The organism is Curvibacter lanceolatus ATCC 14669 (assembly GCF_000381265.1).
Lineage (GTDB): Bacteria > Pseudomonadota > Gammaproteobacteria > Burkholderiales > Burkholderiaceae_C > Curvibacter > Curvibacter lanceolatus.
The window spans coordinates 187,601-211,609 of the sequence record NZ_KB906256.1 but is presented as its reverse complement, the minus strand read 5'-3'; the positions used below and the strand labels follow the sequence as shown (position 1 = coordinate 211,609).

Genomic DNA, 24,009 nt, shown 5'->3' with positions numbered 1-24,009 from the left:
GCGTCTGCCCCCAGGCCCTGCGCCCGCCGCCGTCGCCGCCGCCTCACCTCCGCCGTCTCTCATTTGCTGAAAGTCCTGTCATGGCCCTCATTCCCGTCACCATCCTCACCGGTTTTCTGGGTTCCGGTAAAACCACCTTGCTCAAGCGCGTGCTCACCGAGGCGCACGGCCAGAAGATCGCCGTGATCGAGAACGAGTTCGGTGAAGAGAACATCGACAACGACATCCTGGTCAGCAACACCGAAGAGCAGATCATCCAGATGAGCAATGGCTGCATCTGCTGCACCATCCGCGAAGACCTGCGCGAAACCCTGCAACTGCTGGCCGCCAAGCGCCGCAAAGGCATGCTCGATTTCGAGCGCATCGTGATCGAGACCACCGGCCTGGCCGACCCGGGGCCGGTGGCGCAGACCTTCTTCATGGACGAAGAGATCGCCGAAACCTACCTGCTCGACTCCATCCTGACCCTGGTGGGCGCCAAGCACGCGGCCCAGCAGCTCAATGACCGCCAGGAAGCCCGTCGCCAGGTGGGCTTTGCCGACCAGATCTTCATCAGCAAGACCGACCTGGTGGCGCCCGAAGAGGTCGAGGCCCTGAAGCATCGCCTGGCCCACATGAACCCGCGCGCCGCCCAGAAGGCCGTGCATTTCGGCGAGGTGGCGCTCAGCGAGGTGTTCGACCTGCGTGGCTTCAACCTGAACGCCAAGCTCGACATCGACCCCGACTTCCTGAAGGAAGACGATCACGACCACCATGATCACCACGACCATGCCCCGGGCGAGGCTTGCAACCACCCCTCGCACCAGCACGGCGGTCATGGCCATCACCACCACCACGATGACGACGTGAAGAGCTTTGCCTACAAGGCCGAACGTCCTTTTGACCCGGCCAAGCTGGAAGACTTCCTGGGCGCCATCGTCAACATCTACGGCCCGCGCATGCTGCGCTACAAGGGCGTGCTCAACATGCAGGGCACCGAGCGCAAGGTGATCTTCCAGGGCGTGCACCAGTTGATGGGCAGCGATCTGGGGCCGCAGTGGGGGCCGGACGAAGCCCGCATCAGCAAGATGGTGTTCATCGGCATCGACCTGCCGCGCGACATCTTTTTGCAAGGGTTGGAGCAGTGTCTCGTCTGAGTTCGTGACTCGATCGTCATTCCGTATCAAAAATGCAGCAGATGGGCTTGCCTGAGCGGGCAAAAGCCCTAGACTTGCGTCTTTTTGCGGGGGCGGTGGCTCATGAATGTCTCGATTCTGCAACGGTTGACGGCGCGCGGGCGCATCCCTATACAATCGCGCCCCGGTCAAAGAGCGGGCCTGCGCACCGGCTCTTTCAAGCCGGCACGCGGGCTTGAGGCGATGGCGCCGGCCTTGCGAGGAGACAGTCTTTGAAAGCCCCTGCCAGCAAAACCAAGACGGCAGCACCCGCTGTGGCCAAGACGGCCAGCGCGGCGGTGAAGGCGGCAGCCCCTCCGGCACCCCCGGAAGCGGCCAAGACGGTATCTCGCAAGCCGGCCAACCCAGCGTCAGCCGTGCGTGCCGGGAACGAGGTTCCTGCCCCCGCCGAAGATGGGTCTCCGCAGCGCAGTGCGCGCCCATCTTCCAGACTGACCCAATTAACCGTACCATCCATGGCCACGGCTTCAGCCGTGGCGTCTACCGCCGCCAAAGCCAGCTTTCTCAACACCATGCCTACGACAATGAACGCTTCGCCCGCCCTTTCGGCGATCAAGAAAGACCCCAAGCTGGCCAACAACTGGAAGACCAAGTCCGTTGACCAGCTGACGGACGAAGAAGTGCTCGCCATGCCCGACAGCGAGTACATGAACGAAAAGCAGACGGCTTTCTTCCGCCTCAAGCTGACCCGTCTCAAGCAGGACATGCTGAACAACGCCGGTGAAACCACCGAGCACCTGCGCGAAGACACCGTGGTGGTGCCCGATCCGGCCGACCGCGCCACCATCGAAGAAGAGCACGCCCTGGAGCTGCGCACCCGCGACCGCGAACGCAAGCTGCTCAAGAAGATCGAGCAGTCGATCGTCCGCATCGATGCCGGTGACTATGGCTATTGCGACGAAACCGGTGAGCCCATCGGCGTGGGTCGCTTGCTGGCCCGTCCCACCGCCACGCTGTCGCTCGAGGCGCAGCAGCGCCGCGAGCTCAAGCAGAAAATGTTCGGCGACTGATCCTGCGTTCGCCTTGGCTTGGTAGCTGGCGTCCCGATGACCAAAGAAGATCCCTCCGGCCTCTTGTCCAAGGTGGTGCGTTTCGTCACGAGCCCCACCACCAATTGGAGCGATCTGAACCAGCCGGAGGAAGACCGCGACAGCCAGTACAACAAGCAGGCGCTCAAGGAAATGATCGAGCGCAAGCGGCGCAACGACTTTGTGCGCCGCCGTGAGTTCGACCAACTGCGCAAGTTGCGCAAACGCGAAGCCCTCAACCCCCCGGTTGACCCGGCCCGTCCCTCGTTCTTTCAGAGCAGCCTGGCCTCGCGCATCGAAGACCGTGCAGGCACCCTCAAGAAGATCGACGAGATCGAGGCCCAGATGTCGATGCAGTGGTGGCGCGCCAAGCAGGGGCAGCCGCCGCCCGGTGCAGCCGCTGTATCCCCCAACGCCTTTGCGCCCACCCGCCCTCTCGGGATGGACTCTGCCGCCGCGCCGTTGATGGCCAGCGCCTCGCCTGCCGTGGCCCCCGCTCCCACCGGCAAGCCGCAGGTGGCCCCCTCCGATGCCATGCCCCTGAGCATGCCCAGTTCGACGGTCAGTCCGTCGATGCTGCGCAACTTCACCACCCAGCCGGGCAGCCTGATGCCCAGCACCGTTCCTGCCGGCACGCGCTGGGATGCGACCCAGCCCGCCACTCATTTCCCGGCCTTTGCGCCCACGGCCGTGCAGCCGCAGGCCTCGTCCGCCGGCATCGATTTCGGGCCGACGCAGTCTTTTGTGCCCGATTCGCTGGTTTTTGTGCACCTGCCCGAGCTCGAAGAGGCCGCCATCCGCTACGCCAATGGTGATGTCGAGGCGGCAGAGTCGGCCTTGCTGGAGTTGTTGCGCCAGCCCAGCCTGATCCGGCGCGAACCGCTGTGGATGGCTTTGTTCGACCTGTACCGCTCAACCGGCCAGCAGGAGCGTTTTGACGGCGCTGCGATCGACTTTGCCGGCATCTTTGGCAAGTCCGGTCCCCTGTGGGGTCATGGGCCGGAAGAGCCAGGGCGGCCACGGCAGCACAGCTTTGATGTGGCTGATCAGGGGCCGGGTTACCAGTGGATCGCTCCACCGGTACTGACCTCCGAAGTGCTGCAGGCGCTCAAGACCGCACTCGAGCGGGCTGCTTCGCCCTGGTTGCTTGATTGGACGCGCCTGAGCCGCATTGAGCCCTCGGCGGTGGATCCCCTGGCGGATCTGGTGGCCGACTGGGCCAGTTCGCGCGTGCGCCTGCGCTGGCAGGGCCTGGCCGTGCTGGATGACCTGCTGCGGGCGCACACCCCTTCCGGGCACGCCGACACACCACCGTCTTGGTGGCGCCTGCGCATGGAGTCGCTGCGTCTGCTGGGCCGTGCCGAAGAGTTCGAACTGGTGGCGCTGGATTACTGCGTGACCTACGAGTTGTCGCCGCCGTCCTGGCAGGCGCCGTATTGTGAGTGTCTGATCCTCTCGGGTGACGGCTCCGCCATGTCCGTCCAGCCGCCCACGGTGGACATCGTGCCGGCCCAGGCGTCGCGCTACCAGACCGAATTTGCGCCGACCGCACTGGTGGGCGAGATGTCCCAGCTCGACACCAGCATGGGCGCGTCTTCGCCGATCTCGGTGGCGCTGGCGGGTGAGGTGACCACGGACATCGAGGGCACCTTGCCTGTGCCTTTGCCGGGGTACCAGATTCCCCGCGTGCTGGTGGTCGATTGCGCCCGTCTGGTACGCATCGACTTTCTGGCGGCGGGCTCGGTGCTGAACTGGGCTGCAGCTCGCCAGGCCGAGGGCACCCAGGTGCAATTCCAGCACCTGAACCGGCTGGTGGCCGTGTTCTTCAATGTCATCGGTATCAACGAGCATGCCAGGGTGATTCCCCGGCAGGATTGACCCCCCGTCCCGTCGCCCAGGGCGCTCGGGCTGACCAGCGGCGCGATGAGCGGTTGATGACCCGTTGCAAATTGGCGCCGCGCCCATATTTCAAAACCCTATGGAACAATTTCACGGAACGACCATCCTCAGCGTGCGTCGGCAAACCCCCTCCGGCGTCTTGGTGGCCATCGGTGGCGATGGCCAGGTGACCCTGGGCAACATCGTTGTCAAAGGCACGGCCCGCAAAGTGCGCAAGCTGCACCACGGCCGCGTGCTGGCCGGCTTTGCCGGCGCCACCGCCGATGCCTTCACCCTGTTCGAGCGCTTCGAGGCCAAGCTGGAAAAGCACCAGGGCCACCTGGTGCGTTCGGCCATCGAACTGACCAAGGAGTGGCGCACTGACCGCGTGCTGCGGCGCCTGGAGGCCATGCTGGCCGTGGCCGACCGCGAGGCCTCCTTGATCATCACCGGCAATGGCGACGTGCTGGAGCCCGAGCAGGGCATCGTGGCCATCGGTTCGGGGGGCTCCTATGCGCACTCGGCCGCCAAGGCCCTGATCGAGAACACCGACCTGCCGCCCGAGCAGGTGGTGCGCAAGTCGTTGGCGATCGCCGGCGAGCTGTGCATCTACACCAACATGCACCACACGATCGAGACCCTCGACTGATTTGCCCGTTTCAGCCCGTCTGGCCACAGGCGCTGGCGGGCGCCCCAGGATCTGCCTATGTCTTCCATGACCCCCCAGGAAATCGTGTCCGAACTGGACAACCACATCGTCGGCCAGGCCAGTGCCAAGCGCGCGGTCGCGATTGCGCTGCGCAACCGCTGGCGCCGTCAGCAGGTGGATGCCAAGCTGCGCCCCGAGATCACCCCCAAGAACATCCTCATGATCGGCCCCACCGGCGTGGGCAAGACCGAGATCGCACGCCGACTGGCCCGCCTGGCCGACGCGCCCTTCATCAAGGTCGAGGCCACCAAGTTCACCGAGGTGGGCTATGTGGGCAAGGACGTGGATTCCATCATCCGCGATCTGGCCGAGGTGGCCGTCAAGCAGGCCCGTGAAACCGCCAAGCGCCAGGTGCGCACCCGTGCCGAAGACGCCGCCGAAGACCGCATCCTCGACATCCTGATCCCGCCGGCCCGCCCGGTGTTCGGCAGCGAGCCCGCCGAGCCGGTGCCCGATGGCGCCGCGCGCCAGGCCTTCCGCAAGAAGCTGCGTGAAGGCCAGCTGGACGATCGCGAGATCGAGATCGACCTGGCCGACAACAAGCAGCCCCTGGAGATCATGGGCCCGGCCGGCATGGAGGAAATGACCGAGCAACTGCGTGGCATGTTCAGCCAGATGGGGCAGGGCAAGCGCAAGACGCGCAAGCTGCGCATCGCCGATGCGTTGCGCCAGCTGGTCGACGAAGAGGCCGCCAAACTGGTCAACGAAGAAGAAATCCGGGCCCAGGCCCTCAGCCACGCCGAGCAAAGCGGCATCGTCTTCATCGACGAGATCGACAAGGTCACCTCGCGCAGCGAAGGCAGCGGTGCCGAGGTGTCGCGCCAGGGCGTGCAGCGCGACCTGCTGCCCTTGGTGGAGGGCACGGCCGTGTCCACCAAGTACGGCATCATCAAGACCGACCACATCCTGTTCATTGCCTCGGGGGCCTTCCACCTGAGCAAGCCCAGCGACCTGATCCCCGAGTTGCAGGGGCGCTTCCCGATCCGCGTCGAGCTGCAGTCGCTCTCGGTCGAGGATTTCGAGGCCATCCTGGTGCAGACCCATGCCTCCCTGGTCAAGCAATACCAGGCCCTGCTGGCCACCGAAGGCGTCACCCTCGAGTTCACCCCCGAAGGCATCACCCGCCTGGCCCAGACGGCCTTCCAGGTCAACGAACGCACCGAGAACATCGGTGCGCGCCGCTTGTCCACCGTCATGGAGCGCCTGCTCGACGAGGTGAGCTTTGACGCGGCCCGTCTCCAGGGTCAGACCGTGCGCATCGACGCAGCCTTTGTCGATGGACGCTTGGCCGAACTGAGCCAGGACGAGGATTTGTCGCGTTACATCCTCTGACAATTCGAGCCCGGTTTCACAGGTGGCCCGCAATGGGCCGCTGCGCGTTGCCGGGCTTCACTGGAGCTTCACAGTTCACTTTCAGAGCCTGAGCTAAGTGCTTCACCTGGAAGGATTTTTGACCAAGCTCGACTTTCGGTTTGGTCTCTAAGTCCTTGATTTCATTACAAAAAATTGTGGCAAGTCCCCTTGCGGCGTGAGCATTTCCTGCTACAGTGGAAAAAAGTGCAATTAAGTGGTGAAAAGTGCCTTCAAAAGCTGTTTTCGCTACTTGAGCGCCGGAAATCAACCTGGGGTGTTCTGTCGTGTTTCAAGGGGCTTCGTCTCTGAGTCTGGATGCGAAGGGCCGGCTTTCTGTGCCGACCCGGCATCGTGACGTCCTGAGCGCGACGGCTGCCGGTCAACTGACCATCACCAAGCACCCCCACGGCTGCCTGATGATCTTTCCGCGCCCTGAATGGGAGAAATTCCGCGAACGCGTGGCCGAGCTGCCGATGTCCGCCCAGTGGTGGAAGCGCATCTTTCTGGGCAACGCGATGGACGTCGAGATGGACGGTACCGGCCGCGTGCTGGTTTCGCCCGAGCTGCGCCAGGCGGCCGGCATCGCCAAAGACACCATGCTGCTGGGCATGGGCAATCACTTCGAGCTCTGGGACAAGGCGACCTACGACGAGCAGGAAGCCAAGGCCATGCAGGGCGAGATGCCCGAGGTCTTCAAGGACTTTTCTTTTTGAGGCCCCTCGGTGGACAACCCTTTCCAACACACCACGGTCCTGCTTGACGAGGCGGTTGACGCCTTGCTGGGCAACCCGCCGCCCGACGGCCCGGCCACCTATGTGGACGCCACCTTCGGGCGCGGCGGCCATTCGCGCCTTCTGCTCTCGCGGCTGAGGCCGCATGACCGGCTGATCGCATTCGACAAAGACCCCGATGCCATCCAGGAAGCCGCGCGCATCACCGATGCGCGTTTTTCCATCCGGCACGAAGGTTTTTGCCACCTGGGCGAGCTGCCGACGGGCAGCGTCCAGGGTGTTCTCATGGATCTGGGGGTGAGCTCACCCCAGATCGACAACCCGCAGCGCGGATTCAGTTTCCGCTTCGATGGCCCGCTGGACATGCGCATGGATACCACGCGCGGCGAGAGCGTGGCCGAGTGGCTGGCCACGGCGGAGGTTCAACAGATTTCGGAGGTGATACGTGACTACGGCGAAGAACGGTTTGCTTTTCCGATTGCAAAGGCGATTGTTGCTCGCCGACAGGAACGGGGCCCAATTTCAACCACCGCCGAGCTGGCCGAGCTCGTGGCTGGCACGGTCAAAACCCGCGAGCAGGGCCAGAACCCTGCAACGCGCACATTTCAGGCTCTTCGGATTTTCATCAACGCCGAGCTTGAAGAGCTGCAACAAGCGCTAGAGGCTTCGCTGTCGGTGCTGGCGCCCGGCGGACGGCTGGCGGTGATCAGCTTCCATTCGCTGGAAGACCGCATCGTCAAGCAGTTCGTGGCCAAGCACTCCAAAGAGGTGTACGACCGCCGTGCCCCCTTTGCTGCACCTCAGCCCATGAAATTCGAGGCGCTCGACCGCATCAAGCCCGGTGAGGCCGAAGTGGCTCGCAACCCACGCGCACGCAGCGCCATCATGCGGGTGGCCCAACGCACGGAGGTGGCATGAGCGCCTGGCGCTTGCCCGAGCTCGCCCTGGCTGCCGCCGCCGGCTGCGGGGAGCTGCGCGCGTGACCCGCCTCAACCTGGTCCTGCTGGTGGCCATCGTGCTCAGCGCGCTGTACCTGGTGCACAACCAGTATGAGTCGCGTCGCCTGTTCATGGCGCTGGACAAGGCCCAGGCCGAGGCGCGCAAGATCGAACTCGAGAACGACCGCCTGCAAGTCGAGAAGCGGGCCCAGGCCACGCCCTCGCGCATCGAACGGCTGGCGCGCACGCAGCTGCAGATGCGCAATGCCGCGCCGTCGATCACCCAGTACGTGCAGTACGGCGGCAATGCTCAGACTGACGGGGCAGGGGGCAAGCCATGAGCCGCAGCGTGCTCTACACCTCCAGTCCCTTGCTGGCCAGCAAGACCCCGGTCTGGCGCAGCAAATTCATCGTCGCGGTGGTGGCGCTGGGCTTTCTCGGCCTGGCCGCCCGTGCGGCCTACATCCAGGTGGTGGCCAATGCCTTCTTCCAGCGCCAGGGTGAGGTGCGTTTCGCCCGCACGCTCGAGCTGCCGGCCAGCCGGGGCCGCATCCTGGACCGCAATGGCCTGATCCTGGCCTCCAGCGTGCCGGCGCCCAGCCTGTGGGCCATTCCCGAAGACGTCGACCGCGACCCGGTCAAGCTGCGCGAGCTGGCTCGCCTGATCGAGATGCCTCTGGCCGAGCTCAACAAGAAGCTCGAAGACGAAGACAAGACCTTTGTCTGGATCAAGCGCCAGGTGGACGAGCCCGTGGCCCGCAAGGTGGCCGAGCTCGGCATCAAGGGCATCTACCAGCGCAAGGAATACAAGCGCCAGTACCCCGAAGGCGAAAGCGCGGCCCACGTGGTCGGCTTCACCAATGTCGAAGACCAGGGCCAGGAAGGCATCGAGCTGGCCTTCAACAAGGACCTGGGCGGCAAGCCCGGTTCGCGCCGCGTGATCAAGGACCGCCTGGGCCGCGTGGTGGAAGACGTGGGCGAGCAGATTCCCCCGATGGATGGCCGCGACATCGAACTCAGCATCGACAGCAAGGTGCAGTTCTTTGCCTACCAGCGCCTGCGTGAGGCGGTGATCGCCAACAAGGCCAAGGCGGGCAGCGTGGTGGTGATCGACTCCAGCACCGGCGAGGTGCTGGCCCTGGCCAACTACCCCAGCTACCAGCCCGACAAGCGCCAGAACCTGAGCGGCGAGCAGCTGCGCAACCGCGCCCTGACCGACACCTTCGAGCCCGGCTCGACCATGAAGCCGATCACCGTCGGCATGGCGCTGGAGGCGGGCCGCATCACGCCCCAGACCATCATCGACACCACCCCGGGCCGCCTCACCATCACCGGATCGACCATCACCGACACCCACAACTACGGCGTGCTGACGGTCGAGGGCGTGATCCAGAAGTCGAGCAACGTGGGCGCCACCAAGATCGCCCAGCGCATGAGCCCGCACGAGATGTGGGACACCTACTCCGCGCTTGGTTTCGGCCAGAAGCCGCAGATCTCCTTCCCCGGCGCCGTGTCGGGCCGGGTGCGCCCCTACAAGAGCTGGCGCCCCATCGAGCAGGCCACCATGTCCTACGGCTATGGCCTGTCGGCCTCGCTGTTCCAGATGGTGCGTTCGTACACCGCGTTTGCCCACGACGGCGAGATCATCCCCGCCACCATCCTCAAGAACGACAACCGCGCCAGCGGCGTCAAGGTGTTCTCGCCCCAGACCGCCACTGCGGTGCGCAAGATGCTGCAGATGGCGGCCGGCCCGGGCGGCACCGGCATGAAGGCCCAGACCGTGGGCTACTCGGTCGGCGGCAAGTCGGGCACGGCGCACAAGCAGGTGGGCAAGGGCTATGCCAGCAACAAATACCGCTCGTGGTTCACGGGCATGGCGCCCATCGACAAGCCCCGCATCATCGTGGGCGTGATGGTCGACGAGCCCAGCGCCGGCCAGTACTACGGCGGCACCGTGGCCGCCCCGGTGTTCAGCGAGGTGGTGCAGCAGACCCTGCGCATGATGGGTGTGCAGCCCGACCTGTCGGTCAAGCCGCAGATCGTGGCCAAGGAAGTCGAGGAGTCCTTCTGATGCTGAAGCCCCTCCACAGCCCCGCCGAGCTGGTGTCCTGGCTGCGCGCCCAGGGCGCCACCGACATCGTGCCCGACAGCCGCCAGCTCAGCCCCGGTGCGGCCTTCATCGCCTGGCCCGGTGCCGCCACCGACGGGCGCCGTTATGTGCGCGCTGCCCTGGCCCAGGGCGCGGTCGCCTGTGTGGTCGAAGACAGCGGTGTCGAAGCCCTGGCCGATTGGCCCACCGACGCGCCCGTGGCCCGTTTCGAAGGTCTCAAGGCCGCCACCGGCCTGATTGCCGCCCAGTGGTTTGAACACCCCAGCGAGCAGATCGACCTGCTGGCCATCACCGGCACCAACGGCAAGACCTCCACCGCCTGGTGGCTGGCCCAGGCCCTGTCCAACCTGCCGGCCGCCGTGGCCCACCCCTGCGCCATGGTCGGCACCCTGGGCACCGGCCGCGTGCCCGCCCCGGGCGCGATCGACCCCCTGGCCCACATCAGCGGCACGGGCATGACCACCCCCGACCCGGTGCTGCTGCAACGCCAGTTGCGCCGCTTCGTGGCCCAGGGCCTGAAGGCCTGTGCCATCGAGGCGTCTTCCATCGGCCTGGCCGAGCACCGGCTCGATGGCTGCCGCGTGCGCGTGGCCCTGTTCAGCAATTTCACCCAGGACCACCTGGACTACCACGGCAGCATGGCCGCCTACTGGCAGGCCAAAGAGGCGCTGTTCAGCTGGCCCGGCCTGCAGGCCGCCGTGCTCAATGTGGACGATGCCCAGGGCGCCGCGCTGGCCGAGCGCCTGCAGGCCAGCCCCCTCGACCTCTGGACTGTGTCGCTGAATGCGCCCGCCCGCCTGCGCGCCAGCGGCCTGCGCCATGGCGCGCGCGGCCTCAGCTTCGAGATCCACGAGGGTGAGCACAGCCACACCCTGCACACCGCGCTGATCGGCGCCTACAACGTCAGCAATCTGCTGGGCGTGATCGCGGCCCAGCGCGCGCTGGGCGTGCCCCTGGCCGACGCGGTGGCGGTCTGCCAGACCCTGCTGCCCGTGCCCGGCCGCATGGATTGCCGCGGCGGCGACGGCCAGCCCCTGGTGGTGGTGGACTACGCCCACACCCCCGATGCCCTCGAAAAAGCCTTGCAGGCCCTGCGCCCGGCAGCGACCGAGCGCGGTGGCCGCCTGTGGTGCGTGTTCGGCTGTGGCGGCGACCGCGACCCGATCAAGCGCCCGCTGATGGCCGCGGTGGCCGAAAGGCACGCCGATGCGGTCATGGTGACCAGCGACAACCCGCGCTTCGAAAAGCCCGAACTCATCATCAGCCAGATCCTGCTGGGCCTGAGCCACCGCGACTGCGTGGAGGTGCAGGTGGACCGCGCCGCCGCCATCCGCGAGGTGCTGGCCCAGGCCGCTCCGGCCGATGTGGTGCTGGTGGCGGGCAAGGGCCACGAGGCCTACCAGGAGATCGAAGGCGTGCGCCTGCCGTTCTCCGACCACCAAATCATTGAAGAGGCCCTGCGCCACAACGGAGAAGGCCTTTGACGACCTGCATGCTCACCCTGGCTGAAGTGGCCGCCGCCTTGCCCGGCGCGCGCCTGCTGGGCCAGCCCGACACCCCTTTGCAGCGGGTGCACACCGACACCCGCACGCTGCAGGCCGGTGACCTGTTCGTGGCCCTGCGCGGCGAGCGCTTCGACGCCCACGACTTCCTGCCCCAGGCCGCCGCAGCCGGCGCCAGCGCCGCCCTGGCCGAACGTGGCCTGAGCGCGGCCGGCCTGAGCGGTGTCGAGGTGGCCGACAGCCGCCTGGCCCTGGGCACGCTGGCGGCTGCCTGGCGCCAGCGTTTCACCGGCCCGCTGATCGCGGTCACCGGCAGCAATGGCAAGACCACCACCACCCAGATGCTGGCCTCGGTGCTGCGCGCCCACTGGGGCGAGGCCGCGCTGGCCACGGCCGGCAATTTCAACAACGACATCGGGGTGCCGCTGACCCTGTTGCGCCTGCGCCCTGGTCACCAAGCCGCCGTGGTCGAACTGGGCATGAACCACCCCGGCGAGATCGCCTACCTGGCCCCGCTGGCCCGCCCCACCGTGGCCCTGGTCAACAACGCCCAGCGCGAGCACCAGGAGTTCATGGGCACGGTGGAAGCCGTGGCGCGCGAAAACGGCCAGGTGCTGACCCAGCTGCCTGCTGGTGGCGTGGCGGTGTTCCCGGCCGACGAGCCTTATGCCGAGTTGTGGGCCGGCCTGGCCGGCCCGGCGGCTCGGCTGCTGCGCTTCTCGGCCACCGACGGCGTGGCCGCCGAGGTCACGCTCGGCTCGGCCCGCTGGACCGGCGCGGCCTGGGCCGTGCAGGTGCACAGCCCGGCCGGCGCGCTGAACTACACCCTGGCCCTGGCCGGCCTGCACAACGTGCGCAACTCGCTGGCCACCGTGGCCTGCGCGCTGGGCGCCGGCGTGCCGGTGGCCGCCATCGAGCAAGGCATTGCCGCCTTCACCCCGGTCAAAGGTCGCTCGCGCGCCTGGCAGGCCGTGTTGGGCGAGGGCGAGGGCGCCCCCGCCCATCCGCTGACCGTGGTGGACGACACCTACAACGCCAACCCCGATTCGGTGCGCGCCGCCATCGATGTGCTGATCAGCCTGCCGGCCCCACGCCTGCTGGTGCTGGGCGATTTCGGCGAGGTGGGCGAGCAGGGCCCGGCCTTCCACGCCGAGGTCGGCGCCTACGCCCGCGAGCGTGGCATCGACCAGGTGCTGACGCTGGGCGAGTTGACCGCCGAAACCACCCGCGCCTTTGCGGGGGGCCGGCATTTCACCGATTTCGACGCCTTGCGCGACGAGGTGCTGGCCGCCTTACCGGCCCATGCCTCGGTGCTGGTGAAGGGGTCTCGTTTCATGAAGATGGAGCGCGTGATCGCGGCGATCGAAGCCGCCACCCGCCCCGCTCAGGAGGTGCCCCATGCGCCGCTCGCCTGAGACTGTGTTTGTATTTGAGGAGAAGCAACCATGCTGCTGAGTCTTGCCCAATGGTTGCAGACGCTGTCGCCCGAGTTCGGATTTTTCCGGGTGTTCCAGTACCTGACCTTTCGCGCCGTCATGGGCGCCACCACCGCCTTGCTGATCGGCCTGCTGGCCGGCCCCGCCGTGATCCGCCGCCTGCGGGCCCTGAAGATCGGCCAGCCGATCCGCGGCTACGCCATGGAAAGCCACCTCAGCAAGAGCGGCACCCCCACCATGGGCGGCGTGCTGATCCTGCTGTCGATCGCCATCTCGACCCTGCTGTGGTCGGACCTGAGCAACCGCTTCGTCTGGATCGTGCTGCTGGTCACGCTGGGCTTTGGCGCCATCGGCTGGGTGGACGACTGGCGCAAGGTGGTCAACAAAGACCCCGAGGGCATGCGCTCACGCGAAAAGTATTTCTGGCAATCGGTGATCGGCCTGCTGGCGGCGCTGTACCTGGTGTTCAGCATCTCCGAGGTGTCCAACCTGCGCGTGCTGGAGTTGTTCATCACCTGGGTGCGCTCGGGCTTTGACGTCAACCTGCCGCCCAAGGCCGGCCTGCTGCTGCCCTTCTTCAAAGAGGTCAGCTACCCACTGGGCGTGTTTGGCTTCGTGATCCTGACCTACCTCGTGATCGTCGGCTCCAGCAACGCTGTCAACCTGACCGACGGGCTGGACGGCCTGGCCATCATGCCGGTGGTGATGGTGGGCTCGTCGCTGGGCGTGTTCGCCTACGTCACGGGCAGCGCGGTCTACAGCAAATACCTGCTGTTCCCGCACATCCCGGGCTCGGGCGAGCTGCTGATCTTCTGCTCGGCCATGGCCGGTGCCGGCCTGGCTTTTTTGTGGTTCAACACCCACCCGGCCCAGGTCTTCATGGGTGACGTCGGGGCCCTGGCCCTGGGCGGTGCGCTGGGCACGATCGCCATCATCGTGCGCCAGGAAGTGGTGCTGGCTATCATGGGCGGCATCTTCGTGGTCGAAGCCCTGTCGGTGATGCTGCAGGTGAGCTGGTTCAAGTACACCAAGCGCAAGTACGGCGAAGGCCGGCGCCTGCTCAAGATGGCGCCGCTGCACCACCACTTCGAAAAGTGTGGCTGGAAAGAGACCCAGGTCGTGGTCCGCTTCTGGATCATCACCATGCTGCTGTGCCTGCTGGGCCTGACCACCCTGAAGCTGAGGTAAGCCGTGAGCCAGCCCTCCCTGCAAGATCAACACGTGCTCATCCTGGGCCTGGGCGCGTCCGGCCTGGCGATGGCGCGCTGGTGCGCGCGTCAGGGTGCCCGCGTGACCGTGGCCGACACCCGCGAACAGCCGCCGCAACTGGCCACCCTGCACGCCGAATGGCCCGAGGTGCGCTTTGTGGGCGGCCCCTTCAGCGCCGCGCTGGTCGAAGGCACCGATGTGCGTGCCGTGTTCCGCTCGCCCGGCCTGTCGCCGGCCTCGGTGGCCGCGGTCTGTGAACCGGCGCGCGCCGTCGGACTGTGGGTGGGGGGCGAACTGAGCCTGTTCACCCACGCGCTGGCGCAACTGGCCGAGCTGCCTGTGGTGACAGATGTGCCTGAGGTGGTGATTGACACCCCCGCTGAACTCCCGTCAGACGGCCCGACCCATCCTTCTTCCGACCTTCCGCCCGAAGCCGAGGCACCTGCGCCTGCCCGCAAGGCCTACACCCCGGCCGTGCTGGCCATCACCGGCACCAACGGCAAGACCACCGTCACCTCGCTGACCGGACAACTGGTCGAGCGTGCCGGCAAGACCGTGGCCGTGGCCGGCAACATCGGCCCCACCTTGCTCGACACGCTGCAACAGCACCTGGACGCCGGCACCTTGCCCCAGGTCTGGGTGCTGGAGCTGTCCAGCTTCCAGCTCGACGGCATCACCGGCTTCGAGCCCACCGCGGCCACCGTGCTCAACGTCACGCAAGACCACCTCGACTGGCATGGCAGCCTGCAGGCCTATGCCCAGGCCAAGGCCCGGGTGTTCGGCGAGCGCTCGCTGATGGTGCTCAACCGCGACGATGCGGCGGTCATGGCCATGCTGCCGGCGCCGCAGCGGGTCAAGCTGCAAAAACCCCAGATCCGCGCCCACGTCACCTTCGGTGCCGGCATGCCGCAGCGCCCGGGCGATTTCGGCATCGAGGTGGTCAACGGCATGGCCTGGCTGGTGCGCGCACTCGAGGCCGACGAAACCCGCAAGCGCCGCAAGGACGAAGCCGAAGAACTGCACATCCAGCGCCTGATGCCCGCCGATGCCCTGCGCATCCGCGGCCGCCACAACGCCACCAACGCCCTGGCGGCGCTGGCGCTGGCCAGCGCGGCCGGCTGCGCCATCGGCCCCATGCTGTATGGCCTGCGCGAATACCTGGGCGAGCCGCACCGGGTCGAGTCGGTGGCCCTGGTGCGCGAGGTTGAATACTTTGACGACAGCAAGGGCACCAATGTGGGCGCCACCGTGGCGGCCCTTCAGGGCCTGGGCGCCGACCGGCGCCTGGTGGTCATCCTGGGCGGCGACGGCAAGGGGCAGGATTTCTCGCCCCTGGCCGAGCCGGTCAGCCGCTTTGCCCGCGCCGTGGTGCTGATCGGCCGCGACGGCCCGCAGATCGCTGCCGCCTTGCAAGACAGCGGTGTGCGCTGCGACAACTGCGCCACATTGCCCGAGGCCGTGCGCCTGGCGGCCGAGCTGGCCCAGCCGGGCGACGCGGTGCTGATGTCGCCGGCCTGCGCCAGCCTGGACATGTTCGACAACTACGCCCACCGGGCCCGCGTGTTCTGCGACACGGTGCAGCTGCTGGCCGAAGAGGCTGGCCAGACCCTGGAGGGCGGCTTCGCATGAACACGCGCAACGCCACCCTCGGCTTTTCGGGCCGGCTTTCGGGCTGGTTCAGCGGCGTGTCCAAGGCCGCGGGCGAGGTGCTGCCCATCCGCACCTGGTCGGCCGACGAGGGCCGGGGCGAGCCGATGCGCGCCAGCATGCTGGGGGTGGACCAGGCGCTGGTCTGGGTCACGGTGGCCCTGCTGGCCTGGGGCCTGGTGATGGTGTATTCGGCCTCGGTGGCCATGCCCGACAACCCGCGCTTTGCCAATTACACGCCGACCTACTTCCTGACCCGCCACACCCTGTGGCTGGTGATGGGCTTTGTGGCCGCGCTGCTCACCTTCCAGGTGCCGATGAAGGTCTGGGAGAAGGCCGCGCCCTGGTTGTTCGTGGTTTCGCTGGTGCTGCTGATCCTGGTGCTGATCCCGCACGTGGGCAAGGTGGTGTACGGCGCCCGTCGCTGGATCGGCCTGGGCCCGCTGAGCTTTCAGCCCTCCGAGCTGGCCAAGTTTGCCGTGCTGCTCTATGCCTCCGACTACATGGTGCGCAAGATGGAAGTGAAAGAGCGCTTCTTCCAGGCCGTCTGGCCCATGGGCGCTGCGGTGGCCCTGGTGGGCGCCTTGCTGCTGGCCGAGCCCGACATGGGCGCCTTCATGGTGATCGCCGTGATTGCCATGGGCATTCTGTTCCTGGGCGGGGTCAACGCCCGCATGTTCTTCCTGATCGCGGCCGTGCTGGTGGGCGCCTTCGGCCTGATGATCGCCGCCTCGCCCTGGCGGCGCGAGCGCATTTTTGCCTACCTCGACCCCTGGAGCGAGCACAACGCGCTGGGCAAGGGCTACCAGCTGTCGCACTCGCTGATCGCCATCGGCCGGGGCGAGATCTTCGGTGTCGGCCTGGGCGGCAGCGTCGAGAAGCTGCACTGGCTGCCCGAAGCCCACACCGACTTTCTGCTGGCCGTGATCGGCGAAGAGTTCGGCCTGGTGGGCGTGCTGTGCGTGATCGGTCTGTTCCTGTGGATGACGCGCCGCATGATGCACATCGGGCGCCAGGCGATTGCCCTCGACCGGGTGTTCCCCGGTCTGGTGGCGCAGGGCGTGGGCATCTGGATGGGCTTCCAGGCCTTCATCAACATGGGCGTGAACCTGGGCGCACTGCCCACCAAGGGCCTGACCCTGCCGCTGATGAGCTACGGCGGCTCGGCTGTGCTCATGAACCTGGTGACCATCGCCGTGGTGCTGCGCATCGATTACGAGAACAAGGTGATGATGAAGGGGGGCCGCGTATGAGCACCAAGACCGCCCTGATCATGGCCGGTGGCACCGGCGGCCACATCTTCCCGGGCCTGGCCGTGGCCGAAGCCCTGCGCGAGCGCGGCTGGCGCGTGCACTGGCTGGGCGGGCCCGACAGCATGGAAAGCCGGCTGGTGCCGCCGCGTGGCTTCACCTTCGAGACGGTGGATTTCTCGGGCGTGCGCGGCAAGGGCCTGAAGACCCTGTTCCTGCTGCCCCTGCGCCTGCTCAAGGCCTTCTGGCAAAGCCTGCAGGTGGTGCGCCGCGTGCAGCCCGATGTGGTGGTGGGCCTGGGCGGCTACATCACCTTCCCGGCCGGCATGATGGCCGTGCTGCTGGGCAAGCCCCTGGTGCTGCACGAGCAGAACTCGGTGGCCGGCATGGCCAACAAGATCCTGGCCGGTGTGGCCGACCGCGTGTTCACCGCCTTCCCCCAGGTGATGGCCAAGGGCCGCTGGGTGGGCAACCCGCTGCGCGCCGGCTTCACCTCGCAGCCCGCCCCGGCCGAGCGCTTTGCCGGTCGCAGTGGCCCGCTGCGCGTGCTGGTGGTGGGCGGCAGCCTGGGCGCCAAGGCCTTGAACGACACCGTGCCGCTGGCGCTGGCCCGCATCCCCGAGGCCCAGCGCCCGCAGGTGATCCACCAAAGCGGCGCCAAACAGATCGACGCGCTGCGCGAGGCCTACCGTGCCGCCGGCGTACAGGCCGAACTGACGCCTTTCATCGACGACACCGCCACGGCTTTTGCCGAGGCCGACCTGGTCATCTGCCGCGCCGGCGCCAGCACCGTGACCGAAATCGCGGCGGTGGGCGCTGCAGCGGTGTATGTTCCCTTCCCCTTTGCGGTGGACGACCACCAGACCACCAATGCCCGCTTCCTGGTCGAAGCCGGCGGGGGCTGGCTGATGCCGCAGCCCGAACTCACGCCCGAGCACCTGGCCGGGCTGATTCTCCAAACCACCCGCGCCGATCTGCTGGCGCGGGCAGAGCAAGCCAAGAAGATGCAAAAGATTGAAGCCACCACCGAGGTGGTGAGCGCCTGTGAGGAGCTGGCCCGATGAAGCACGCCATCCGTCACATCCATTTCGTGGGCCTCGGCGGGGCCGGCATGAGCGGCATTGCCGAAGTGCTGCACAACCTGGGCTACACCATCTCGGGCTCCGACCTGGCCGACAGCGCCACCCTGCGCCGCCTGCAAGGCCTGGGCATCCGCACCTTCGTGGGCCACGACGCGGCCCACCTTGAAGACGTGGACTGCGTGGTCACCTCGACGGCCGTGCAGGCCGACAACCCCGAGGTGCTGAAGGCGCGTGAAAAACGCATTCCGGTGGTGCCGCGCGCGGTCATGCTGGCCGAGCTGATGCGCCTCAAGCGCGGCATCGCGATTGCCGGCACCCATGGCAAGACCACCACCACCAGCCTGGTCACCAGCGTGCTGGCCGAGGCCGGTCTGGACCCCACCTTCGTGATCGGTGGCCGGCTCAACAGCGCTGGCGCCAATGCCAAGCTGGGCAGCGGCGACTACATCGTGGTCGAGGCCGACGAGTCGGATGCCTCGTTCCTGAACCTGCTGCCGGTGATGGCGGTGGTGACCAACATCGATGCCGACCACATGGAGACCTACGGCCACGACTTCAACAAGCTGAAGTCGGCGTTCGTGGATTTCCTGCACCGCATGCCCTTTTATGGCACGGCCATCCTGTGCTCGGACGACGCGGCCATCCGCGAGATCATGCCCCGCGTGCAGTGCCCCATCACCAGCTACGGCTTCGGTGAAGAAGCCCAGGTGCGCGCCGTGGATGTGCGCGCCGTGGACGGCCAGATGCACTTCACCGTGCAACGGCGCAACGGCGTCACCCTGCCGGACCTGCCCGTGGTGCTGAACCTGGCCGGCGAACACAATGTGCGCAATGCGCTGGCAGCGGTGGCGATCGCCGTCGAGCTCAGCATCCCTGACGAGGCCCTGCAGCGCGGCCTGGCCCAGTTCAAGGGCGTGGGCCGGCGCTTCCAGCGCTATGGCGAGCTGCCCTCGGCCGACGGCGGGCATTTCACCCTGATCGACGACTACGGCCACCACCCGGTGGAGATGGCCGCCACCCTGGCGGCCGCGCGCGGCGCCTTTCCGGGCCGGCGCCTGGTGCTGGCCTTCCAGCCGCACCGTTTCACCCGCACGCGCGACTGCTTCGAGGATTTCATCAAGGTCATCGGCCACGCCGATGCGGTGCTGCTGACCGAGGTGTATGCCGCGGGCGAGGCCCCCATCGTGGCCGCCGACGGCCGGGCACTGGCCCGGGCATTGCGTGTGGCCGGCAAGGTCGAGCCCTTGTTCGTCGACCGGGTCGAGGAGCTGCCGCAGGCGATTGCCGCCAACGCCCGGGCCGGCGATGTGGTGATGTGCATGGGCGCGGGCTCCATCGGCGGGGTGCCGGCCAAGGTGGTGGAGTGGCTGCAGCAGCAGGCACAACAAGGTGTGGTGAGTGGTGTTGTGAGTGGTGTGGGAGGGCAGGTTTGATGAACATCCAGGCAAGTGATCTGGGCAAGGTGGCGGTGCTGCTGGGCGGCACCTCGGCCGAGCGCGAGGTGTCGTTGATGTCGGGCCAGGGCGTGTTGCAGGCCCTGTTGTCGCGCGGCGTGGACGCCCACCCCTTCGACCCGGCCGGGCGTGACCTCAGCGAACTCAAGAAGCATGGCTTTCAGCGCTGCTTCATCGCCTTGCACGGCCGCCATGGCGAAGACGGCACGGTGCAAGGCGCGCTGGAACTGCTGGGCATCCCCTACACCGGCTCGGGCGTGATGGCCTCGAGTGTGGCCATGGACAAGGTCATGACCAAGCGCCTGTGGAGCGCCGAGGGCCTGCCCACGCCGCGCTATGTGTGGCTGTCGCCCGAGCAGCAGACCCGCGAGCAAGTGCGCCAGGTGCCCGATGAACTGGGCCTGCCCCTGATCATCAAGCCCCCGCGTGAAGGCTCGTCCATCGGTGTGACCAAGGTGCGCGGCTATTCCCAGATGCAGGACGCGGTCACGCTGTCGGCCCGCTATGACCCCGACGTGCTGTGCGAGGAATTCATCGAGGGCGAAGAGGTGACCTGCCCGGTGCTGGGCAGCGGCGCCGAGGCCCGGGCGCTGCCGGTGATCCGCATCGTCGCGCCCGAAGGCGCCTACGACTACCAGAACAAGTACTTCACCGACGACGTGAAGTACCAGTGCCCGAGCGGCCTGCCGCCCGAGGAAGAGGCCGAGATCCAGCGCATCGTGCTGGCCTCGTACCGTGCCCTGGGCTGCCGCGGCTGGGGCCGTGCCGACCTGATGATCCGCGCCAGTGACCGCAAGCCCTTCCTGCTCGAGATGAACACCTCCCCAGGCATGACGGGCCACTCGCTGGTGCCGATGTCGGCCCGCGCCATCGGCCTGAGCTACGAAGACCTGTGCCTGCAGGTGCTGGCCGGTGCCACGCTCGACAGCCCCGTCAAACCGCAAGCCGGAGCCTGATGCCCCATGAGTGATCCCCTGGCCGTACCCCTGGACGTCAAGCTGATGAACCTGACCGCGTCGGTCCTGTTCATGGGCTGTGTCGCCCTGGTCGTGGCCTCGGGCGGCTGGTGGGTGCTGCGGCACCCGGCGTTTTCCATCGGCAGTCTGTCGGTGCAGGGTGAGTTCACGCACAACAACGCGGTCACCCTGCGCGCCAACGTGGCGCACAAGCTGATGGGCAACTTCTTCACGGTTGACCTGCGCCAGGTGCGCGAGGCCTTCGAAGGCGTGCCCTGGGTGCGCCATGCTGCAGTGCGGCGCCAGTTCCCGAATCAATTGCAGATCACGCTCGAAGAGCATGTGCCGGTGGCCTTGTGGGGGCCTGAGAGTGGCTCGGGCATGCTCAACAGCTTTGGCGAGGTGTTCGAGGCCAATGTCGACGACGTGGACCAGGACGACCTGCCGCGCCTGTACGGCCCGGCCGGCCAATCGGTCGAGGTGCTCGACATGTATGGCCGCCTGCGCCCCATCCTGCAGCAGGTCGAACTCGACCTGGCCGAGCTGGAACTGACCCCGCGGGGGGGCTGGCGTGCCACGCTGGACTCGGGCGCCACGATCGAACTGGGCAGTGGCAGCGTCAACGAGGTGCTGGCCCGCACGCGCCGCTTCGTGGCCACGCTGACCCAGGTCACCTCGCGCTACGGACGCCGCCCGGGCTCGCTCGAATCGGCCGATCTGCGCCACACCGAAGGCTATGCGCTGCGCTTGCGCGGCGTGACCACGGTCAGCGCTGATGTGCCCAAGTTGCCCAAGAAATAAGAACACAGACCCAACCAACACAGAATAGAACAGGTACACATATGGCAAAGGAATACAAGGATCTGGTGGTGGGCCTGGACATTGGCACTGCCAAGGTCATGGCGGTGGTGGCCGAGGTCCTGCCCGGTGGCGAGCTCAAGCTGGCGGGCTTGGGCGTGGCCCCCAGCAACGGCTTGAAGCGCGGCGTGGTGGTGAACATCGACGCCACGGTGCAAAGCATCCAGCAGGCGCTCAAAGAGGCCGAGTTGATGGCCGACTGCAAGATCACCCGCGTCTACACCGGCATCACCGGCAGCCACATCCGCGGCCTCAACTCCAGCGGCATGGTGGCCGTCAAGGACAAGGAAGTCACCCCGGCCGACGTGGCCCGCGTGGTGGAGACGGCCAAGGCCATCAACATCTCGACCGACCAGCGCCTGCTGCTGGTGGAGCCGCAAGAGTTCGTGATCGACGGCCAGGACGTCAAGGAACCCATCGGCATGAGCGGCCTGCGCCTGGAGGCCAAGGTGCACATCGTGACCGGCGCCCAGAGCGCGGCCGAGAACATCATCAAGTGCGTGCGCCGCTGCGGCCTCGATGTCGAGCAGTTGATGCTCAACCCGCTGGCCTCCAGCCAGGCCGTGCTGACCGATGACGAGCGTGAACTGGGCGTGGCCGTGGTCGACATCGGCGCCGGCACCACCGATGTGGCCATCTTCACCAATGGGGCGATCCGCCACACTGCCGTGATCCCGATCGCGGGCGACCTGATCACCAGCGACATCGCCATGGCCCTGCGTACCCCGACCAAGGACGCCGAAGACATCAAGGTCGAATCGGGCTATGCCAAGCAACTGCTGGCCGATGCCGAGACCCAGGTCGAAGTGCCCGGCCTGGGCGACCGCGGCCCGCGCATGCTGAGCCGCCAGGCCCTGGCCGGCGTGATCGAGCCGCGTGTTGAGGAGATCTTCTCGCTGGTGCAGCAGGTGATCCGCGAGTCGGGTTATGAAGAGGTGCTGTCCTCGGGCATCGTGCTCACGGGCGGCAGTGCCGTCATGCCGGGCATGGTCGAGCTGGCCGAAGACATCTTCCTGAAGCCGGTGCGCCGTGGCCTGCCCAAGTACTCCAGCGCCCTGTCCGACATGGTGGCCCAGCCGCGTGCCGCCACCGTGATGGGCCTGATGGAAGAAGCCCGCCAGGCCCGCATCCGCGGCTTCAAGGTGGCGCAGAAGAGTGGCTCCATGAAGACGGCCTTCGGCCGCTTCAAGGACTTCATCGTGGGGAACTTCTGACATGGCCCAGCGGCCTCTTTTCCTGGCCGGAAGCGCCCCGTTTTCGGGGGTGCCGGCCTTGGGGCCGCCGCCTCGCAAACGCTGGCTGGCCAGAGGCAGCCCGCCGCTGCAAAAAAATGGGCGCTGGCACTCTACAGGACCGCCGTAAGACGCTCAAGGCAAGTCACAATTCCGTCAGTAAGAAATTTTTGGCAATTGCAAAGCAGGCAGATTCAGGAGCGACAAGATGACCATCGAAATGATCGAAGTTGAAGAATTCAACATGGGCACTCAGATCAAGGTGATTGGCGTTGGTGGGGGGGGCGGCAACGCCGTGGAGCACATGATCCAGCGTCATGTGCAGGGCGTGGAATTCGTCTGCGCCAACACCGATGCGCAGGCCCTGGGTCGCAGCGCGGCACACCGCACCATCCAGCTGGGCCAAAGCGGCCTGGGCGCCGGCAGCAAGCCCGACAAGGGCCGTGATGCCGCCGAGGCCGCCCTGGAAGACATCCGTGCCGCCATCTCGGGCGCGCACATGCTGTTCATCACCGCCGGCATGGGCGGTGGCACCGGCACCGGCGCCGCGCCTGTGATCGCCCGCGTGGCCAAGGAAATGGGCATCCTCACCGTCGGTGTGGTGACCAAACCCTTCGACTGGGAAGGCAAGCGCCGCATGGCCAATGCCGATGATGGCCTGGCCGAACTCGAAGCCAATGTCGACTCGCTGATCGTGGTGCTCAACGAGAAGCTGCTCGACGTGCTGGGTGACGACATCACGCAAGACGAAGCCTTTGCCCACGCCAACGACGTGCTGAAGAACGCCGTCGGCGGCATTGCCGAAATCATCAACGAATACGGCCATGTGAACGTCGACTTCGAAGACGTGCGCACCGTGATGGGCGAACCCGGCAAGGCCATGATGGGCACCGCCGTGGCCAGTGGCCCGGACCGCGCCCGCATCGCCGCCGAACAGGCCGTGGCCTGCCCGCTGCTCGAAGGCATCGACCTGTCGGGCGCCAAGGGCGTGCTGGTGCTGGTGACGGCTGCCAAGGGCAGCCTGAAGCTGTCCGAGTCCAAGCTCGCCATGAGCACCATCAACGCCTACGCATCGCCCGATGCGCACGTGATCTATGGTGCCGCCTACGACGACTCGCTGGGTGAGAACATCCGCGTGACCGTGGTGGCCACCGGCCTGAGCCGCCAGAACGCCCGGCGCGCCGCGCCTCCGCTGCAGGTGCTGCGCACCGGCACCGACAACGTCGGCTTCAACCTGCCCGTGGCCTCGGCCGGTGGCAGCGTGGGCGGCGTGGCCCAGGTGGGCATGGGCAGCACCGTGGGCGGTTCGGACTACGGCAGCATGAGCGTGCCCAGCGTGTGGCGCACCAACCGCACCCAGGCCGCCGCCAAGGTCGACGCCCTGGTGTCGGGTGGCATGGACGACCTGGAGATCCCGGCCTTCCTGCGCAAGCAAGCCGACTGATCGCCGCCTGATCCCCT

General features: G+C 66.9%; 21 protein-coding genes. 20 read left to right on the top strand and 1 reads right to left on the bottom strand.

Going from position 1 to position 24,009, the window contains the following annotated elements:
• The first annotated feature begins 80 nt into the window (after positions 1 to 80).
• From F624_RS0109765 to hslU, 5 genes are all read left to right on the top strand, one after another.
• A complete protein-coding gene (locus F624_RS0109765; protein ID WP_019574115.1) occupies positions 81 to 1,136 on the top strand; it encodes a CobW family GTP-binding protein in 1,056 nt (351 codons plus the stop codon).
• Between the two features lie 563 nt (positions 1,137 to 1,699).
• Positions 1,700 to 2,185: an RNA polymerase-binding protein DksA gene (gene dksA, locus F624_RS36490; protein ID WP_019574114.1), complete on the top strand. Its 486-nt coding sequence runs from the start codon at positions 1,700 to 1,702 to the stop codon at positions 2,183 to 2,185.
• A gap of 36 nt (positions 2,186 to 2,221) precedes the next feature.
• Positions 2,222 to 4,081, top strand: a complete 1,860-nt coding sequence (locus F624_RS0109755) for an STAS domain-containing protein (protein ID WP_019574113.1) — start codon at positions 2,222 to 2,224, stop codon at positions 4,079 to 4,081.
• Positions 4,082 to 4,181: 100 nt separating this feature from the next.
• On the top strand, positions 4,182 to 4,730 hold the full coding sequence (hslV, locus tag F624_RS0109750; RefSeq protein ID WP_019574112.1) for an ATP-dependent protease subunit HslV: 549 nt from the start codon (positions 4,182 to 4,184) through the stop codon (positions 4,728 to 4,730).
• Between the two features lie 57 nt (positions 4,731 to 4,787).
• Complete coding sequence (gene hslU / locus F624_RS0109745) at positions 4,788 to 6,122, top strand: ATP-dependent protease ATPase subunit HslU (RefSeq protein WP_031254611.1); 1,335 nt, start codon at positions 4,788 to 4,790, stop codon at positions 6,120 to 6,122.
• Between the two features lie 16 nt (positions 6,123 to 6,138).
• Here hslU and F624_RS34820 read toward each other — a convergent pair whose 3' ends face one another.
• Positions 6,139 to 6,411 carry a hypothetical protein gene (locus F624_RS34820; protein ID WP_157443401.1) on the bottom strand — a complete coding sequence of 91 codons (273 nt, stop codon included), beginning with the start codon at positions 6,409 to 6,411 and terminating at the stop codon, positions 6,139 to 6,141.
• 16 nt (positions 6,412 to 6,427) lie between these two features.
• Between F624_RS34820 and mraZ the strand changes: the two genes are divergently transcribed.
• The 15 genes from mraZ (at position 6,428) to ftsZ (ending at position 23,992) form a co-directional block, all read left to right on the top strand.
• Positions 6,428 to 6,856 (top strand): division/cell wall cluster transcriptional repressor MraZ, encoded by a 429-nt coding sequence (gene mraZ / locus F624_RS0109740; RefSeq protein ID WP_027476242.1) that lies wholly within the window; start codon positions 6,428 to 6,430, stop codon positions 6,854 to 6,856.
• 9 nt (positions 6,857 to 6,865) lie between these two features.
• The gene (gene rsmH / locus F624_RS0109735; protein WP_019574109.1) at positions 6,866 to 7,792 is read left to right on the top strand and encodes a 16S rRNA (cytosine(1402)-N(4))-methyltransferase RsmH; all 927 of its coding nucleotides are present in this window, start codon (positions 6,866 to 6,868) and stop codon (positions 7,790 to 7,792) included.
• Positions 7,793 to 7,853: 61 nt separating this feature from the next.
• A complete protein-coding gene (ftsL, locus tag F624_RS0109730) occupies positions 7,854 to 8,153 on the top strand; it encodes a cell division protein FtsL (protein WP_019574108.1) in 300 nt (99 codons plus the stop codon).
• On the top strand, positions 8,150 to 9,883 hold the full coding sequence (locus tag F624_RS0109725; RefSeq protein WP_019574107.1) for a peptidoglycan D,D-transpeptidase FtsI family protein: 1,734 nt from the start codon (positions 8,150 to 8,152) through the stop codon (positions 9,881 to 9,883). The genes ftsL and F624_RS0109725 overlap by 4 nt, the downstream gene beginning before the upstream one ends.
• Entirely contained in the window at positions 9,883 to 11,406 is a 1,524-nt protein-coding gene (locus F624_RS0109720; RefSeq protein ID WP_019574106.1) for a UDP-N-acetylmuramoyl-L-alanyl-D-glutamate--2,6-diaminopimelate ligase, read from the top strand. The genes F624_RS0109725 and F624_RS0109720 overlap by 1 nt, the downstream gene beginning before the upstream one ends.
• An 8-nt stretch (positions 11,407 to 11,414) precedes the next feature.
• Positions 11,415 to 12,839, top strand: a complete 1,425-nt coding sequence (locus F624_RS0109715; protein ID WP_019574105.1) for a UDP-N-acetylmuramoyl-tripeptide--D-alanyl-D-alanine ligase — start codon at positions 11,415 to 11,417, stop codon at positions 12,837 to 12,839.
• Positions 12,840 to 12,869: 30 nt separating this feature from the next.
• Positions 12,870 to 14,048 (top strand): phospho-N-acetylmuramoyl-pentapeptide-transferase, encoded by a 1,179-nt coding sequence (gene mraY, locus F624_RS0109710; RefSeq protein WP_019574104.1) that lies wholly within the window; start codon positions 12,870 to 12,872, stop codon positions 14,046 to 14,048.
• A gap of 3 nt (positions 14,049 to 14,051) precedes the next feature.
• Positions 14,052 to 15,698, top strand: coding sequence for a UDP-N-acetylmuramoyl-L-alanine--D-glutamate ligase (murD, locus tag F624_RS0109705; protein WP_019574103.1), 1,647 nt, complete (start codon positions 14,052 to 14,054; stop codon positions 15,696 to 15,698).
• Positions 15,695 to 16,969 carry a putative lipid II flippase FtsW gene (gene ftsW / locus F624_RS0109700; RefSeq protein ID WP_019574102.1) on the top strand — a complete coding sequence of 425 codons (1,275 nt, stop codon included), beginning with the start codon at positions 15,695 to 15,697 and terminating at the stop codon, positions 16,967 to 16,969. The genes murD and ftsW overlap by 4 nt, the downstream gene beginning before the upstream one ends.
• Positions 16,966 to 18,030, top strand: coding sequence for an undecaprenyldiphospho-muramoylpentapeptide beta-N-acetylglucosaminyltransferase (gene murG, locus F624_RS0109695; RefSeq protein WP_019574101.1), 1,065 nt, complete (start codon positions 16,966 to 16,968; stop codon positions 18,028 to 18,030). Before ftsW ends, murG begins: the two co-directional genes overlap by 4 nt.
• The gene (murC, locus tag F624_RS0109690) at positions 18,027 to 19,481 is read left to right on the top strand and encodes a UDP-N-acetylmuramate--L-alanine ligase (RefSeq protein ID WP_019574100.1); all 1,455 of its coding nucleotides are present in this window, start codon (positions 18,027 to 18,029) and stop codon (positions 19,479 to 19,481) included. Before murG ends, murC begins: the two co-directional genes overlap by 4 nt.
• Positions 19,481 to 20,458, top strand: a complete 978-nt coding sequence (locus F624_RS0109685) for a D-alanine--D-alanine ligase (protein ID WP_019574099.1) — start codon at positions 19,481 to 19,483, stop codon at positions 20,456 to 20,458. Before murC ends, F624_RS0109685 begins: the two co-directional genes overlap by 1 nt.
• A 6-nt stretch (positions 20,459 to 20,464) precedes the next feature.
• On the top strand, positions 20,465 to 21,259 hold the full coding sequence (locus F624_RS0109680) for a cell division protein FtsQ/DivIB (protein WP_019574098.1): 795 nt from the start codon (positions 20,465 to 20,467) through the stop codon (positions 21,257 to 21,259).
• Between the two features lie 41 nt (positions 21,260 to 21,300).
• Positions 21,301 to 22,530: a cell division protein FtsA gene (gene ftsA, locus F624_RS0109675; RefSeq protein WP_019574097.1), complete on the top strand. Its 1,230-nt coding sequence runs from the start codon at positions 21,301 to 21,303 to the stop codon at positions 22,528 to 22,530.
• Positions 22,531 to 22,756: 226 nt separating this feature from the next.
• Positions 22,757 to 23,992 (top strand): cell division protein FtsZ, encoded by a 1,236-nt coding sequence (gene ftsZ / locus F624_RS0109670; protein ID WP_019574096.1) that lies wholly within the window; start codon positions 22,757 to 22,759, stop codon positions 23,990 to 23,992.
• The last annotated feature ends 17 nt before the right edge of the window (positions 23,993 to 24,009 follow it).